At 46.5% G+C, this 16452-nt stretch carries 15 protein-coding genes and 1 tRNA gene; 5 read left to right on the plus strand and 11 right to left on the minus strand.

Features of this window, described 5'->3' with window-relative positions:
- Nucleotide 1: 1 nt before the first annotated feature.
- From L1D23_RS22310 to pilM, 4 genes are read right to left on the minus strand one after another with little or no spacing between them, the layout of a single operon-like run.
- Entirely contained in the window at nt 2–496 is a 495-nt protein-coding gene (locus L1D23_RS22310; RefSeq protein WP_239870691.1) for a pilus assembly protein PilP, read from the minus strand.
- Nucleotides 486–1067: a type 4a pilus biogenesis protein PilO gene (pilO, locus tag L1D23_RS19240; RefSeq protein ID WP_239870694.1), complete on the minus strand. Its 582-nt coding sequence runs from the start codon at nt 1065–1067 to the stop codon at nt 486–488. Before pilO ends, L1D23_RS22310 begins: the two co-directional genes overlap by 11 nt.
- Complete coding sequence (locus L1D23_RS19245; RefSeq protein ID WP_239870697.1) at nt 1060–1617, minus strand: PilN domain-containing protein; 558 nt, start codon at nt 1615–1617, stop codon at nt 1060–1062. The genes pilO and L1D23_RS19245 overlap by 8 nt, the downstream gene beginning before the upstream one ends.
- Entirely contained in the window at nt 1607–2524 is a 918-nt protein-coding gene (gene pilM / locus L1D23_RS19250) for a type IV pilus assembly protein PilM (protein ID WP_239870700.1), read from the minus strand. The genes L1D23_RS19245 and pilM overlap by 11 nt, the downstream gene beginning before the upstream one ends.
- A 139-nt stretch (nt 2525–2663) precedes the next feature.
- On the opposite strand from pilM, the gene L1D23_RS19255 reads away from it, so the two are divergent.
- On the plus strand, nt 2664–5177 hold the full coding sequence (locus L1D23_RS19255; RefSeq protein WP_239870703.1) for a PBP1A family penicillin-binding protein: 2514 nt from the start codon (nt 2664–2666) through the stop codon (nt 5175–5177).
- A 54-nt stretch (nt 5178–5231) separates the two neighbouring features.
- Here L1D23_RS19255 and oxyR read toward each other — a convergent pair whose 3' ends face one another.
- A complete protein-coding gene (gene oxyR, locus L1D23_RS19260) occupies nt 5232–6122 on the minus strand; it encodes a DNA-binding transcriptional regulator OxyR (RefSeq protein WP_239870706.1) in 891 nt (296 codons plus the stop codon).
- A 173-nt stretch (nt 6123–6295) separates the two neighbouring features.
- On the opposite strand from oxyR, the gene L1D23_RS19265 reads away from it, so the two are divergent.
- Both L1D23_RS19265 and L1D23_RS19270 read left to right on the plus strand, forming a co-directional pair.
- Entirely contained in the window at nt 6296–7027 is a 732-nt protein-coding gene (locus L1D23_RS19265) for a redoxin family protein (protein ID WP_239838580.1), read from the plus strand.
- Nucleotides 7028–7160: 133 nt separating this feature from the next.
- Entirely contained in the window at nt 7161–8618 is a 1458-nt protein-coding gene (locus tag L1D23_RS19270) for a dihydrolipoyl dehydrogenase (RefSeq protein ID WP_239870709.1), read from the plus strand.
- Between the two features lie 57 nt (nt 8619–8675).
- Here the strand turns inward: L1D23_RS19270 and L1D23_RS19275 are convergent, their stop codons facing one another.
- Nucleotides 8676–9023, minus strand: coding sequence for a RidA family protein (locus tag L1D23_RS19275; protein ID WP_006957166.1), 348 nt, complete (start codon nt 9021–9023; stop codon nt 8676–8678).
- 64 nt (nt 9024–9087) lie between these two features.
- Here L1D23_RS19275 and L1D23_RS19280 point away from each other — a divergent pair, with 64 nt between their 5' ends.
- Nucleotides 9088–9342: a DUF3624 domain-containing protein gene (locus tag L1D23_RS19280; RefSeq protein WP_239870712.1), complete on the plus strand. Its 255-nt coding sequence runs from the start codon at nt 9088–9090 to the stop codon at nt 9340–9342.
- Nucleotides 9343–9537: 195 nt separating this feature from the next.
- On the opposite strand, the gene argH is transcribed toward L1D23_RS19280, so the two are convergent.
- The 4 genes from argH to argC form a co-directional block, all read right to left on the minus strand.
- Nucleotides 9538–11412, minus strand: a complete 1875-nt coding sequence (gene argH / locus L1D23_RS19285) for an argininosuccinate lyase (protein WP_239870715.1) — start codon at nt 11410–11412, stop codon at nt 9538–9540.
- 246 nt (nt 11413–11658) lie between these two features.
- On the minus strand, nt 11659–12873 hold the full coding sequence (locus L1D23_RS19290) for an argininosuccinate synthase (protein WP_019276996.1): 1215 nt from the start codon (nt 12871–12873) through the stop codon (nt 11659–11661).
- A gap of 96 nt (nt 12874–12969) precedes the next feature.
- Entirely contained in the window at nt 12970–13764 is a 795-nt protein-coding gene (argB, locus tag L1D23_RS19295) for an acetylglutamate kinase (protein ID WP_239870718.1), read from the minus strand.
- Between the two features lie 23 nt (nt 13765–13787).
- Nucleotides 13788–14792, minus strand: a complete 1005-nt coding sequence (gene argC / locus L1D23_RS19300) for an N-acetyl-gamma-glutamyl-phosphate reductase (protein WP_239870721.1) — start codon at nt 14790–14792, stop codon at nt 13788–13790.
- Between the two features lie 154 nt (nt 14793–14946).
- Between argC and argE the strand changes: the two genes are divergently transcribed.
- A complete protein-coding gene (argE, locus tag L1D23_RS19305) occupies nt 14947–16083 on the plus strand; it encodes an acetylornithine deacetylase (RefSeq protein ID WP_239870724.1) in 1137 nt (378 codons plus the stop codon).
- 230 nt (nt 16084–16313) lie between these two features.
- On the opposite strand, the gene L1D23_RS19310 is transcribed toward argE, so the two are convergent.
- Nucleotides 16314–16390: transfer RNA gene (locus L1D23_RS19310), tRNA-Asp, on the minus strand.
- Between the last annotated feature and the right edge of the window lie 62 nt (nt 16391–16452).

The following is a 16452-nucleotide window of genomic DNA, read 5'->3' on the forward strand; positions in this document are numbered from 1 at the left end:
CCTAATTCATTACCAGTCGTCTTGTTCTGTAGCTAAGGCAACCCTTGCTATCTTGCACAGGCTCGCGAATTTCAACAGCTTCTACTGTCACATCAGTGATGAGACTATGCGCCGCAATAAACTCTCCTTGTACTCTGGTGATCAGCGCCCCATCAGGCAACTCAATAAGCGCAGCATGCTTGCCCCGAACCGTCATCACTCCTGCTAAGCGCAGCTGATCTAATGGATAGGTTTTAAGTGAGCTGTTGGCGACAGCATCTTTGTGACAGCCTAAGATAGGTGCCTCTGCTCCCAACAAAGCGGTTGGCAATAAAAAGGGGTCGCGCTGAATAGATAAATTCACATCTTGCAGGGCGTGAAAACGCTTCGGATTAAACTTGGTCAAAGACAGAACATGGGGTTCTTTTTGTTCTACTTGTACAAATTCCAATGGTTGGCGGTTAGCTTTGCAGCCGCTCAAGACAAGATACAAACAGATAATTAGGCTAGCTCTCACTGCTCACCTCATTTAGAGGCAGAAGGAGATACACCTCACCTTGCAAATTTAATTGCGGACTATCACTTTGCGTACGACGCCAACGCAGTGCATCAAAATAAACAGCATAAGGCCGCGTGACCAGCGTCTGGAAAAAGGCAGCAATGTGCTGATATTTACCTGACAGCTCGAACTGCAGCGATGACTGCAGAAAAGGACCTTTGGGCCGATGGCCTGTTTGATTCATATGGGAAAGTACCAACGCATGTTGCTGAGCGATTTGATTAATCATGCTCAATGCCCCCGTGACGTCTATTGTCTGAATAAAGTGAACCCGCTGTTGCGCTTTTCTTTGCTCAAGTTGTTCCAGCTCAGACCGACGCTGCGAGAGCAAAGCGACCGTTTGCCGTTTTTGCTCAATGATACTTTTCTGTTGCCGCTCTTTGACTAATAAAGATTCCAAGTGAGTCAGTGACGGGCTAATCACCAACCAATAACCTAAGGCCAGTAGCACCGACAGAGAAGTACCACACAACCAAAGCCGTTGTAACTTAGATAAACTCGCTAAACTAACACCACGCACTTCAATCATAGGAACGCTCCACCAGCTCAAACGTCAGCGAAAAGGATTGGTAAATATTGCTAAAGCGCTGCACACCATGCACAACTGATTGCAACTTCACCTCCTCTATCATGGGTGAACGTTGCAAGTTAGCCAGCAGTTCATTTAATTGTTCAGCTGTTTCAGCTATACCAGCTAGACTCACTTGCCTACCGACCAAGTTGATGTGATCGAGATACACACTTTCAGGCAATAGTTCTGGAAGCAGCGCTATGAGTTGTAATGGGAAATAGCGTTGTGCGTGCAGCTCCTGCAACTCAATGATTTCCCCCTTTAGCGCTGCTACTTTCTGCTCAATAGCATTTACTTGGCTAACTTTCTGATCTAAGTGGGAACTCCAGTTCTTTAGTTTCTCGACACGTGATTGCTGAAGACGAATCTGTGATTGCAGATAGTGCTCGCCAGTTACAACCACCAGTGAAGCAATCAGCACCACAGAGCTCAAAGAAAAGACAAGATGATGGATTCTCTGCTGACGCTGATCAGTACGCCAAGGTATTAAGTTGATTTCAGGCTGCATGATGCTTCTCCAGCCAATAAGCACCGCTTAAAGCCAAACCGAGTGCAATTGCAAATTGAGGACCAATCTTTGGCTGGTGCTTAGCATCGAATAGATCACACAGCTCAAGTGGCATGCAAGGGAGCCCTAATCTAGGCAACAAAAGAGACGTTAGTTGCGAGAACAGATTCGCTTCACCACTTAGCCAAACACCTTCCAGCTCAGCATCTATAAGCTCAATATTTAGGAGCAGGGGTTCCAATACCTTACCCAGCGATGAATCCTCTTCCTCGAAAGGAAATTCTTTATAGACCACTCCCAGATGTTCACGTTCAAAGCACAAAGCTACACAATCTGAGTGGACATCCATCAATAGCCAGTTTGTGTTTCCACACCGCCTAGACGCTCGTCGCCACAACTGAATAAGGTTGTGTGAATGGGGGTTGATCAAAATAGGGGTAAAACCCGACTTCAGTAACGGCTTACGCCGCGTATCGATACACTCCTTTCTAATCGCATACACCTGATAATCCATTTTCGCCTGCGTCTTTTCATGAGAAAGAGCAATAAAATCGAGATAAAGCGCTTCAACCTCAACCGGAGACTGCTGAGCAAAATCCCGAGTAATAACAAACTGGCACTCTTCATCGCTCAGATCGCTATCTATTTGTAATCGCTTACTTATTACTGAACTGTCAGGGACACTCAGGCACACTTTGCGACTAAATAGTGGCAAAGCCTTTCTTAGTTCTTTGAGTTTCTTTACAATTTTCTGATAATTTAACCTGTAGTTATCAGTGAAAATGTTCGCTTCAATTGGCATTTGGTGATAACTAACAAGTGTGAAAGTGTCTTTTCCAGGCTTTAAGACCACCGCTTTGATACTCTGGTGGCTGATATCTATGCCTGTAATTAATGATTTGACCATTGAGCTCAGCTCCGTAAAGTTTGCCTAGCGCCTCGGCTTAAATCGTTGATTTAGTAAGCACATAAACAGATTTGAGCTACTTTTAGCTTAAACTACCTAGGTTTGCATAACGTAAGCTTAATTAATCAGGGATTCTCCGGTGAAGTTCATAAAGCGATTGTTTATTTTCGTATTGGTTTGCACGGTACTTGGGGTCGGAACCATTTTTGGTTTTTACCTCTACGTAAAACCAGAGTTGCCAGATGTAGCAACTTTAAAAGATGTCAAGCTGCAGACACCAATGCAGATATTCAGTCAAGACGGTAAGCTGATCTCTCAGTTTGGTGAAAAGCGCCGCATTCCTGTCACTTACGATGAGATCCCTCAACACCTAATTGAAGCCTTGATCGCGACAGAAGACAGCCGTTTTTACGATCATCCAGGCATCGATCCTATTGGCATTACTCGTGCAGCCGTTGTCGTAGCTCTTTCTGGTTCCGCAAAGCAGGGCGCGAGTACGATCACTCAGCAGCTTGCGCGTAACTTCTTCTTATCTAATGAGAAGAAAATCATGCGTAAAATCAAAGAGATCTTTATCGCGATCCACATTGAGCAACTGCTGAGCAAAGAAGAGATCATGGAGCTGTACGTCAACAAGATCTTCTTGGGTTATCGCTCTTACGGCTTTGGTGCCGCCGCTCAGACTTACTTTGGTAAAGATCTTAAAGATCTGACACTGAGTGAGCTTGCGACCTTGGCCGGTATGCCAAAAGCGCCATCAACCATGAACCCTATCTACTCCATCGATCGTGCCACTAATCGACGTAATGTTGTACTCGCACGTATGTTGGATGAAAAGTACATTACCCAAGATGAATACGATCAAGCTCGCGCTGAAGAGATCATCTCACGTTACCACGGCGCAGAAATCGAGCTTAGTGCTCCCTACGTAGCTGAGCTGGCGCGCGCATGGATGGTGTCACGTTATGGTGAAGAGGCTTACACCTCAGGGATGAATATCTACACAACCATAGATTCAAAACTGCAAGTCGCAGCAAACGAAGCTGCTATCAACAATTTGCTCGCTTATGACCAACGCCATGGATACCGCGGCGCAGAAAAAGTGCTGTGGAAAACCGGACAGACAGCATTGGATGAAGAGCAGATTGACGACACTCTAGACAATGTCCCGACCTACGGCTCTTTACTGCCAGCTGTAGTAACAAAAGTGAGCGCTCAACAAGCAACTGTGTGGGTGAAAAACCGAGGTGAACAAACCATTAACTGGGACGGTATCAAATGGGCGCGTAAGTTTCTGACCGATGATCGCCAAGGCCCAGCTCCGAAGGCAGCAACCGAAGTTCTCGCTGAGGGTGAGCAAATCTGGGTACGCCAGGTAGAAACACCCGTCGAAGAAGGTGAGCCTCAAATAAGCTGGCATCTAAGTCAGGTTCCCAATGCGAATACAGCCTTCGTCGCAATGAACCCAGAAAACGGCGCCGTGATGTCCCTAGTAGGCGGCTTTAACTTCGTACATAGCAAGTTTAACCGTGCGACTCAGTCCATTCGTCAAGTAGGCTCAAGCATCAAACCCTTTATTTATTCAGCAGCGATTGATAAAGGGCTAACGCTAGCCACACTGATCAATGATGCGCCGATTAACCACTGGGATAAAAGCCAAGGTACTGCGTGGCGGCCAAAAAATTCGCCGCCGACCTACATTGGCCCGACCCGCTTACGCATAGGTTTAGCCCAGTCTAAAAACGTGATGGCAATACGTGTTCTGCGTGAAGTGGGTTTAGATGAGACACGTCAATATCTGTCTCGATTTGGATTCGATATTAATCAAGTTCCTCGGTCAGAGACCATTGCATTAGGTGCTGGCAGTTTAACGCCAGTAAAAGTCGCTCAGGGATACTCTGTTTTTGCCAATGGCGGCTACTATGTCGAGCCTTATTACATCAGTAAGGTAGAAGGACCCTTTGGTGATCTTGAGTTTACGGCAACACCTAAAACTATCTGTCGCCAAGATTGTGAAAAGACAGAAACCGTAACCAATGAATACCAAGAGCAGGATGTGGAGCCTGAGGATCAACAGCCACAATATGCTCCACAAGTGATATCAGAACAAACGGCTTTCTTGGTACGTGAAATGATGTACAGCAATACTTGGGGCGGCGGTAACTGGCGTGAAGGTACAGGCTGGAATGGTACGGGATGGCGCGCACAAGAACTAAAACGCCGCGATATCGGTGGTAAAACTGGTACTACTAACGACTCTAAAGACACTTGGTACAGCGGCTATGCGCCGGGTATAGTGGCTACAGTCTGGGTTGGCTTCGATGATCACACTAGGATGTTAGGGAGAACAAAGTCAAATCCAAACTTAAGTAACAACCCTATCACTGGAGCAGAGTCAGGGGCGAAAACCGCACAGCCAGCTTGGGTCGATTTCATGCATACCGCCCTAGCCGATATCCCAGTTCAGCAAAAGGAAATACCTGCGAATATTGTTCGTGTCCGCATTGACCGCAACTCGGGTCTGTTAACCAACAAATTCGACTCCAGCTCGATGTTTGAATACTTTCTTCAAGGGACAGAGCCAACGGAATATGCCACTGATGAAATCACTGACAGCATATATACCACTGCCGAGAGTGAAGAGCTGTTCTAAATCGTAACTATAAGGGCGGAGACCATGGTCTCCGCCCTTTCTAACTTTGCCGAACTACTGAGATTCAAGCTGGTGCTTAATAGCCAACGCGAGTTGCTCAAAGCGAGACCGCAGCGGCGAGCCCGGGCGATAAGCGAGCACAATACTTCGAGAAGGCACCGGATTGGTCGCTTTGACGTAACACACACCATCTTTCTGTTTTTCTTTTGGTAAAGACAGTTCAGGCAAAAGAGTAATCCCCGCCCCTGCTGCCACCATATTACGTAATGTTTCTAAGCTGGTCGCTTTAAAGCGTTCGTCATCTTTCGCGCCCGCCGCAAAGCAAAAACCTAAAGCCTGATCACGCAAGCAATGCCCATCACCAAGTGCTAACACGGTTTTACCATTGAGCTCTAACATGTCAATTTCGTCCAGATCTGACCACTCATGTTTACACGGAACAGCAATACTCAAAGGCTCCTCGTACACGGCAATTTCTTTAAAAGGTGCAGTTTCCGCCACCGAAGCTAATACCAAACAATCCAACTTTCCGTCTTCCAACTGGCGTACCAATTGATTGGTCTGAGCTTCATGGAGATAGAGTTCCAAATCGGGAAATTGCTCTTTCAAAGCTGGCACGATTTTGGGTAAAAGGTAAGGACCAAGGGTGGGAATAAAGCCAATATGCATTGGCCCTGTCATTGCTTCACCCTGACCGCTGGCCATATCGCGGAATGTTTTTACTTCAGACAAGATACGTTTGGCCTGATCCACCAGCTGTAGCCCCGCATCCGTAAAAAGGACACGTCGGCTGCTACGCTCCAGCAAGGCCGTTCCCAGCTCATCTTCCAATTTACGAATCTGACCACTCAAGGTTGGCTGACTAACAAAACAAGCTTCAGCCGCCTTACGGAAGTGGTTGTGCTCGGCAAGAGCAACCAGATACTCAAAATCTCGGATATTCATCTTAGTAACCTAACCACCCAACAAGATAGAAAAAATCTATCAAAACAATAGCATCAAACGATTAGAGCTATCAAAGGAAATTTTTAATAATAAATCCATAGCAAGACAGCAGCTTACGTAAAGCACGCTAAGCTCTAATACGAATGAAATCCAATTTACCCAAAGGTACGATTATGTTTACATCCAAAGAAGGTCAGAACGTTCCACAAGTTACTTTTCCAACTCGCCAAGGCGATGCTTGGGTTAATGTCACCAGCGATGAGTTATTCAAAGGCAAAACCGTGATTCTATTTAGCCTTCCTGGTGCCTTTACTCCAACGTGTTCATCAAGCCATTTACCTCGCTACAATGAGCTATTTCCTGTCTTTAAAGACCATGGCGTTGATGAAATCATCTGTGTTTCGGTTAACGACACCTTTGTTATGAACGCTTGGAAGAGCGACCAAGAAGCTGACAATATCACTTTCCTACCAGATGGTAATGGCGAATTCACTGATGGTATGGGCATGTTGGTTGATAAAAACGATCTTGGCTTTGGCAAGCGCTCATGGCGCTACAGCATGCTAGTTAAAGATGGCGTTGTAGAGAAAATGTTCATTGAGCCAAACGAGCCAGGTGACCCGTTCAAAGTGTCTGATGCTGATACTATGCTGAATTACATCGCACCCGACTACAAAACTCAGGAATCTATTACTGTATTTACTAAGCCGGGCTGCCCTTTCTGTGCTAAGGCGAAACAAAACCTTATCGACCACGGTCTTCAATATGAGGAAGTGATTCTGGGTAAAGACGCAACAACCGTCAGTTTGCGTGCTATTTCAGGTCGCACGACGGTACCTCAAGTTTTCATTGGTGGTAAGCACATTGGTGGCAGCGAAGAGCTTGAATCTTACCTCGGTCAATAAAACGCCTTGATCTTCCGGCTGTCCGACGGCCGGATAAGCTTTTTACAATCCAGTATCACCTTGGATTTCACCCTTCACATTCGGGTTTCCTCGTTTATCGAGGTAGCCTGGATAAACTAAACGGGAATCTAAAATGAAACAGCTTAATGTTGATGTAGCAGTTATTGGTGGCGGTACAGCAGGCCTTGGCGCATACCGTGCAGCAAAGGCTCATACCTCAAGTGTCGTTATGATAGAGGGCGGTCCTTACGGAACAACCTGTGCCCGTGTCGGTTGCATGCCTTCTAAGCTTCTTATTGCCGCAGCTGAAAGCGTGCATCAGATTGAAAAAGCGCCCGGATTTGGCATTCACCCTCAGGGCGAAACTCGTGTGGATGGCCGCGAAGTAATGGATCGTGTTAAACGCGAGCGCGATCGCTTCGTTGGTTTTGTTCTAGAGAGTGTCGATGAAATTCCAGCAGAGGATAAAGTGTCTGGTTATGCCAAGTTCATAGACAACCACACATTGATGGTGGATGACCATACCCAAATCACGGCTAAACGTATTGTGATTGCAACAGGCTCCCGCCCTGCTTATCCAAGTGTCTGGGATGAGCTAGGGGATCGTTTGGTTATTAATGATGATGTATTTGATTGGGATGATCTTCCTCAATCCGTGGCTGTGTTTGGTCCGGGGGTAATAGGCCTTGAACTAGGTCAAGCACTGCATCGACTCGGCGTTAAGGTCAAACTGTTCGGCCTAGGTGGCCAAGTAGGACCACTGACGGACCCTGAAGTGATGGCCTATGCCGACAAAGCGTTTAAAGAAGAGTTTTATCTTGATGCTGACGTGAAAGTCGAAAGTATGCAACGCATAGAGGGTGAAGATAAAGTCGAGATCCAATTCATCAATCACGATGGCAAGCTGGAAAACTTCATTGTTGACTATGTACTTGCAGCAACGGGTCGCCGTCCGAATGTCGATAAGCTGGCCATTGAAAATACTCAAGTTACCCTTGATAAACGCGGCGTACCAACAGCGGATCATTACACACTGCAAACATCAGTAGACCATATTTTTATCGCCGGTGATGCCAGTAATCAGATTCCGTTGCTCCACGAGGCGGCAGATCAAGGCCGAATTGCCGGCGACAATGCTGGTCTCTACCCTGATATCCGACAAGGCCTACGCCGTTCGTCTATCTCAGCGGTATTTTCAGATCCACAAATAGCCATGGTCGGAGAAACATTCAAGCAATTGGAAACTCGACTAGGTAATTGCGGCTGTTTTGAAATCGGCAAAGTATCGTTTGAAAATCAGGGACGCTCTCGGGTAATGCTACGTAACAAGGGGCTCTTGCACGTCTATGGAGAGCAAGGAACGGGACGCTTCCTTGGAGCTGAAATGATTGGCCCTAATGCTGAACATCTTGCGCACCTGCTGGCTTGGGCACATCAAAATAAGATGACAGTATCAAAAATGCTCGATATGCCTTTCTATCACCCGGTGATTGAAGAAGGGGTTCGCACTGCTCTGCGCGACCTGAATGCGAAACTGCACTTAGGCCCAGAGATGATTAAACACTGTCTTGATTGTGGACCGGGTTGCTAATCCTAAACAGACAATAAAAAACGAGCCAATTGGCTCGTTTTTTTCATATAGACCTCGTTATTTCTCTGCTGCAATCACAGAGATCTCCACCAACAAGGCTTCACGCGCCATATCAGCAGTAACACATGCTCGAGCTGGAGCGTGACCTTCAGGAACCCATGCATCCCATACCGCATTCATTTCCTGGAAGTCTTTCATGTCCTTCAAATAAATCGTCGCAGACAACATATGCTCCTTGTCGCTACCCGCTTCAAGCAGCAACTCTTCAACTTTGTCCAACATAGTTTGCGTCTGCTCAGTAATGCCTTTAGTCGCATCTGCGCACACTTGTCCACATAGGTAAATCGTGCCGTTATGTTTCACGATACGGCTCATACGTTGTTTGGTTTGTTGGCGTTCGATCATTTTTATCACTTTCAAGTTAGCTTGAGATATCATCTAGAGATATGTTACCCAATAAACGACGCTCATGACATGCCACTACTGTAAAAACAGCAACTGGTTCTGGAAAAAAATCGGCCGTTGCCAGCGATGTATGGATCAGCTTACTGTGCTATCGGTATTATGCTGGGTCATCTGGTGGTTTGCCTTCAAGGATAACCCTCAGAGCATAGAGTCCATCGCTCTGATCGTCGCAGGATTTGCATTTAACGGCTTGTTATTCCTTCATCTCTGGATGCGCTTTGTCATTTTTCCTTGGCGACGCAGAAACAAAAAAGGTTAGAGGTGATGAGGGGTGGGGAAACATTCTCGGTACGAGAAAAGAAAAAAGCCCCAAAATCAATGTCGATTCTGGGGCTCTCTTAGATTCTTCTAAGAAAAAGCAGTGGTACTTTAATAGACCCTGCTTTTCTAATAAGGTTCCCAAATATATTCGATCTTTTTTGATCTTTCTCGAAAATCCTTACCGAACAATAAATTATGCGACATTTGATCGAGCAATCGATTTTTCAACCAAATTCACCTCTAGCGCCACTTCATCACAAGCATGCTGACGAGGGCACTGATCGCAATCTTTAAGCACTTTCTCTGGTAACAGAGATTTCGACGTAGGTAAGAAGCTTTGCTTCATAAAGAACTCAGGGGTGCGAGTCAGAACGAACACTTTCTTGATCGCCATCTGGCGAGCTTTTTCCACCAAGTACTGCACAATCGCACTTCCCTGACCTTGCCCTTGCCAGCCAGCTTCAACACCCAATGAACGAATCTCGGCCAGCCCAGAGTCATAAACATAGAGCGATGCACATCCGGTCACCTCACCATGGTGCTCCGCAACCGCGAAAGAGCCAATATCTCTCACCAGTTCACTGCGAGAACGAGGTAAGTTCTCTCCCATATTTGCCCAGTAAGTCACCATACCTTCCAGCGCTTCAATATCCGTTAAACGCGCAGGACGAACATTCACCGCAGAGGTATCCCGTTTGATAAGGCGCCCTTCCGCTTGATCAACCGCATGAGCGACTTGTTTTGGAGAGACCCCACCCAAAGCACTACGTTTCTCAAGGCACGATTCTATTGTCAGTATGCTGTAAACATCTTCTTCTATGACTGAGGAGAACTCTTTCAGTTCCGCAATCGACAGTTCCTCTAACGCACAGCCTTTCGCAATGGCCCCTACTACGGCAACACCCACAATGTGGTGCGCTTCACGGAATGGAATGCCTTTCGCCACCAAATAATCTGCCAACTCAGTAGCATTCGCATAGCCTTGTTTCGCAGCTTCCAATGTACGTTCACCGTTTACTTTGATGCCATCGAAGCAAAGCGCCGCCATTTCCATACAGTCGTTCCAAGTGTCTAGCGCATCGAACAGCCCTTCTTTGTCTTCCTGCATATCTTTGTTGTAAGCGAGCGGCAATGCTTTCACCGTCATCATCATGCCAGCCAGTGAGCCGTAGACCCGCCCTGTCTTACCACGGATCAGCTCCAGCGCATCTGGGTTTTTCTTTTGTGGCATCAACGACGATCCAGAGGTCACAGTATCCGCCAACTCAATAAAGTTTGACTCACCCGAGTTGTAGAAAATCATATCTTCTGCCAAACGCGACAAGTGAAGCATAGAGATAGAAGCTACCGACATCAGCTCCATAACATGATCACGGTCGGAGACCGAATCCAGTGAGTTACGTGTCGCACGGCGAAAGCCAAGGTTATGTGCCAGTTGCTCCCGGTCGATAGGATAAGCCGTTCCCGCCAAAGCACCAGAGCCAAGGGGGCAGGTATCTAAACGTTCGATAGCGTCATGAAGGCGCGAGTAATCGCGCTCGAACATTTCCACATAAGCCAAACACCAATGAGCAAATGTGACCGGCTGGGCACGCTGCAAGTGTGTGTAACCCGGTAAAACTGTTGCCTGATGCTCTTTCGCGACCGATACCATTTGAGATTGCAGACGATCCAATGCCATCAATAACTGTTGACCTTGCTGACGACACCAGAGTTTAAGGTCAGTCGCGACCTGATCGTTTCTAGAACGGCCTGTGTGAAGTTTTTTGCCTAAGTCACCCACTTTGCCAATCAGTTGTTGCTCAACCCATGAATGGATATCTTCCGCGTCAGAACGAAGGATCTGATGAGGATCTTCCATCACTTCTAGCTTAAGTTCATTCAACGCCAGTTCCAGCTTCTGTTGCTCTTCTTCATTAAGCACATCCACTGATAACAACGCTTTTGACCAAGCGATTGAGCCCACAATATCTTGTTCTGCCAATCGGTAATCAAAGCGCAATGAATCGTTAAATTCTTTGAATCTCGTGTCTGCTGCTTGGGTAAATCTTCCGCCCCATAATGCCATTGCGTATCTCCTGATTACCGGTGCTCACTGTCAATGCGAACAGTTTTTGATCTATTGCTATTTCTGGGTGAAACCCAGTATTTTTCTGATGGTTCAAACTTACGGCAATTCAAACCAAAAATAAAGTATTAATTCATTATTTATACATATTTATTCATTAGTATTTTAAGTGCTGTTGTTTTGGTTACCAAAAAAAACGAGCCCATTTGCTAGGCAAATGAGCTCGTCAGCTAAATAAGTTAAGGGTTACTTTTTCTGACTGTTCAACGCACGAATACGACTAGACAGTGAGTAAAGGCGAATGAAGCCTTCTGCATGACTTTGATCGTAAACTTCATCTTCACCAAAGGTAGCAAACTCTTCACAATAAAGGCTGTTCACTGAGCGCTTCTGGGTCACCGTAGCTTGACCTTTATACAGCTTAATCACGACTTCACCGTTTACATCTTGAGCCAGCTCTTCTGAAGCAGCGAGAATGGATTTACACAATGGTGTGAACCAACGGCCATCGTACACAAGATGAGAAGCCTTAACGCCTAGCTCTTCACGGAATTCAAATGCGGTCTTATCCAGTACCAGCTGCTCAACGGCACGCAGCGCTTCCATCATAATCGTGCCACCCGGAGTTTCATAACAACCACGAGACTTCATACCAACCAGACGGTTTTCTACAATATCGATACGGCCAACACCATGCTTAGCACCTTTTTCATTCAGGTAAACAAGTGCGTTGTATGGCGTCATGTTTTCACCATCCACACCAACCACTTCACCTTTTTCCACTTTCAGCGTCACGTATTCAGCTTCATTCGGAGCTTGTTCAGGATCGACTGTCCACACCCAGCAATCTTCATTAGGTGCATTCCACGTATTTTCCAGAACGCCACCCTCTGTTGAGATGTGCCACGCATTGGCATCACGTGAATAAATTTTCGTTAGTGAAGCCGTACAAGGAATGTTGCGTTCAGCAAGGTAATCCAGACACTCTTCACGGCTAACCAGGTCCCATTCACGCCAAGGAGCAATCACATGAAGATCAGGGGCCAAAGCGGCAAAAGCGCCTTCAAAACGTACTTGGTCGTTACCTTTACCTGTACAGCCATGACAAAGGGCATCGGCGCCAACTTTACGCGCAACTTCAACCTGAGCTTTCGCAATGATTGGACGAGCCATCGATGTACCCAACAAGTATTTACCTTCGTAGTAAGCACCTGTTTTCAGCGTTGGGTAGATGTAGTCTGCGACCATTTCCTCTTTCAGGTCCGCGACATAACATTCAGATGCACCTGAAGCCTTCGCTTTTGCTTCGATGCCTTCTAATTCTTCTGCACCTTGACCAACATCGGCGACAAACGCGACCACTTCACAATCATAGTTTTCTTTCAACCAAGGGATAATCACTGAAGTATCCAGACCGCCAGAATATGCGACTACTACTTTATTTACTTTTAACTTGCTCATTTTCTTTTCTCCAAAATCCCGGCTCTGCGCGTGGCGGTCAGTGCTACGGGTGACTTTTTCGTTCTTTTTGTTGTGCTCGTGCCTTAACACAAGCGACTAATTGTTAGGTAAAAATTGTGTCCCGATGCTTTGCCCAGCAAACAGCTCGGCGAGCTTTTCTGGATAACGCCAGGTAGCCACTTCTATTGGTCGGCCTAAATCGTTAGCCGCTTCCAGTGCTGCATTGACTTTGACGATCATGCCGTCAGTGATTACCTGCCCATTGATCAAACTTTGTGCTTCTTGCTCATCTAAGCTCTTGATCAGGTGCCCTTTGCCATCCAAAACGCCACTGACGTCTGACAACAAAACAAGCTCAGCATCCAAGGCACCAGCAACGGCAACCGCCGCTTGGTCAGCGTTGACGTTCATCATCTGACCTTCTGCAGTCAGGCCAATTGAGCTAATGATTGGTAATGTATCAGCAGCTAGAATCGCCTGTAACAAGGTAGAGTTACCTGGTGTCGCTTTACCAACAGCGCCTAGTTCTGGATCCAACTCTTCAACCTGACACAACCCACCATCAGCAAGGGATAACCCGACAGCATTCAAACCGTCTTTGATCGCCTGCCCCTGAAGCATCTTGTTCGCCGTACCGGCTAAAGCACCTACTATTAAGGGAATTTGCTCATAGGGAGTGACACGAAGTCCGTCTTTTTTCAGCGTTTCAATCTGAAGCTGGGCCATAAGATCGTCCACTAGATAACCTCCTCCATGGACGATCACGATTCGTCGCTGAGCCTGCTTCTGATAGTCAGCAATTGCACTAAAAACCTGACTTAACGTCTCAGTACACGAAAGGGCAGCACCGCCCAATTTGATCACTAATGGAGTTGGTTTGTTATCTGTCATTACTTTTCCCTTTACCGACTTGCTTATACAAGGGCAGTTAACTCTGGAAATCCGTAGTGGATATTTAAACACTGCATCGCTTGACTCGATGCACCTTTAAGCAAGTTATCAATCGCAGAAACGACAATGATATGCTCGCCTTGTACCTTCCAACCAATATCGCAGAAAGGCGTATTTTCGACATGTTGAATACTTGGTAACGTCGCTTGGTGCAGACGAACCGCAGGTTTATTCTCATATGCCGTATTAAATGCTTTTGAGATCTGCTGCTCACTCACTCCGCTAGCTAACTTCATAGTGATGGTCGCAAGGATGCCACGTTTAAAGTTACCTAAGTGAGGGGTGAAAATTACGTCAGTCCCTAGATGAGTTGCGATCTCAGGTTGGTGCCTGTGACCGAACACGCCATAAGGCTGCAAACTTACTTCACAGAAACTGTTGGTCATCGATGCTTTTCGACCAGCCCCTGAGACACCGCTGGTTGCGTTGATTACTGGCCACTGATCAGAATCCAGCAAACCCGCCTCGACCAAAGGTTTAATCGCAAGCTGTGAGGCTGTTGGGTAACAGCCTGGCACAGCAATGAGCTGACTCTGTTTAATAGCGCTGTGGTTCCATTCAACAAGACCGTAAGCTGCGCTATCTAGCCAATCTTCATGCTGATGCTCAAAGCCATAAAATTCGTTATAGAAGCCGTGCTTCTTAACTCGGAAAGCGCCCGACAAGTCGAATACCTGGCAACCTTGTGTCAAAAACGTAGGCGCAATGTCGTGGCTAACCTCATGGGCAGTGGCAAGAAAAACTACATCGCTTTCCGCCGCTACAGCATTGATATCTTTTAAAGGCTCTACAGGCTGACTGATAATACCCGCCAGTTTTCCATGTAGCTCAGAGATACATTTACCGGCATCAACACTATTGGCGGATACAAATAAACCTGATAGCGTAAGTTGTGGGTGTTTATACACCATCAGTGCTAACTCAGCTCCGGTATAACCGCTGGCGCCAATAATTGTAGTTTTGAGCATCTCAGACATCCATTAAGACCTTAAAATCATCACTCAATCAGTGACTATAAATTTAATAAACCTAGCTTTTAATGGTTTTTTATTCATCAAAACTGATTTATTATGTGTTTTACCTTCATTATTGATTTATGTCAACAGGCAAAGCGAACTTAATATGCAAATACCCAGTTTTCTTGAGGTCTACAAGGGCCTGATTTCTACCTCTTCCATCAGTTCAACCGATCCGAGTTGGGATGAAGGGAATGCAAAAGTCATTGAAAAGCTTGCCAGTTGGATGCAAGACATAGGTTTTGAAGTCGACATCATCGAAGTCGAAACCGGGAAGTTTAATCTGCTAGGCAAAATTGGAAGCGGTGAAGGAGGGCTATTGCTGGCTGGTCACAGCGATACAGTACCTTTCGATGAAGGCCGCTGGAATTACGAACCTCACGCCCTCACCGAAGCGAATAACCGCTTTTATGGTCTAGGAACGGCTGATATGAAAGGTTTCTTTGCTTTCATTCTTGAAGCAGTAAAGAAGGTTGACTGGAGTAAACAAAGTAAGCCGTTATATGTCTTGGCGACTTGTGATGAAGAGACGACCATGCTCGGTGCGCGTCATTTTACCGATAACGCACCATTCAAGCCAGACTATTGCATTATCGGGGAGCCTACTAGTTTGGTTCCGATACGAGGCCATAAAGGCCATGTTGCCAATGCTATTCGAGTCACAGGCAAATCTGGTCATTCATCAGATCCGGCCTTAGGGGTCAACGCTATTGAAATCATGCATGAAATCCTTTTTGCCATGATGCAGTTGCGTGACAAGCTCATCAAAGAGTATCATCATCCTGGGTTCGCGATTCCAAGCCCAACACTTAACCTTGGCCACATTCACGGTGGAGACAGCGCTAACCGCATCTGTGGTTGTTGTGAGCTTCATTATGACGTACGCCCTCTGCCTGGAATAAGCCTTGATGGCTTGGATAACATGCTTCGTGGCGCCTTAAAAGAAATCGAGGCCAAATGGCCTGGCCGGATTGATATAACGCCTCTACACGAACCGATTCCTGGTTACGAATGTCAGCATGATCATCCTTTTATAGGAGGCGTGGAAGAGATATGTGGCACTGACTCAGAAACTGTCAATTACTGTACTGAAGCTCCCTTCCTTCAACAGCTATGTCCAACGCTAGTCCTTGGCCCAGGATCTATTGACCAAGCACACCAACCGGATGAATTTCTGGCGTTTGAATTTATCGACCCTACTATCGAGATACTTTCCAAGGCTATGTATAAATATTGCTTCTAGCCAACCTAAGACGAGTACTTCACCACTAATCTCCAGATACAAACAAGCCCGTTGCGTCAGCAACGGGCTTTAAATTTCAGTTCGACTGGGTTTCTCAATAAGTGGCTAGCAGTAGTGGAGAGACTTAGTTAAGGGTTATGGGCAACCGGGAGTCGTTGGCCTCAAGACCAAAATAATACGGCAGATACGAAAAAGCCCTAACATGACTGTTAGGGCTTTCTCTGAATAAGTGGCGGAGCGGACGGGACTCGAACCCGCGACCCCCGGCGTGACAGGCCGGTATTCTAACCAACTGAACTACCGCTCCGCACTGGTTAGACTCTAAGTCTAAATGTAAAGCCTGGCGATGTCCTACTCTCACATGGGGAA

The organism is Vibrio sp. Isolate24 (assembly GCF_022398215.1).
Lineage (GTDB): Bacteria > Pseudomonadota > Gammaproteobacteria > Enterobacterales > Vibrionaceae > Vibrio > Vibrio coralliilyticus_A.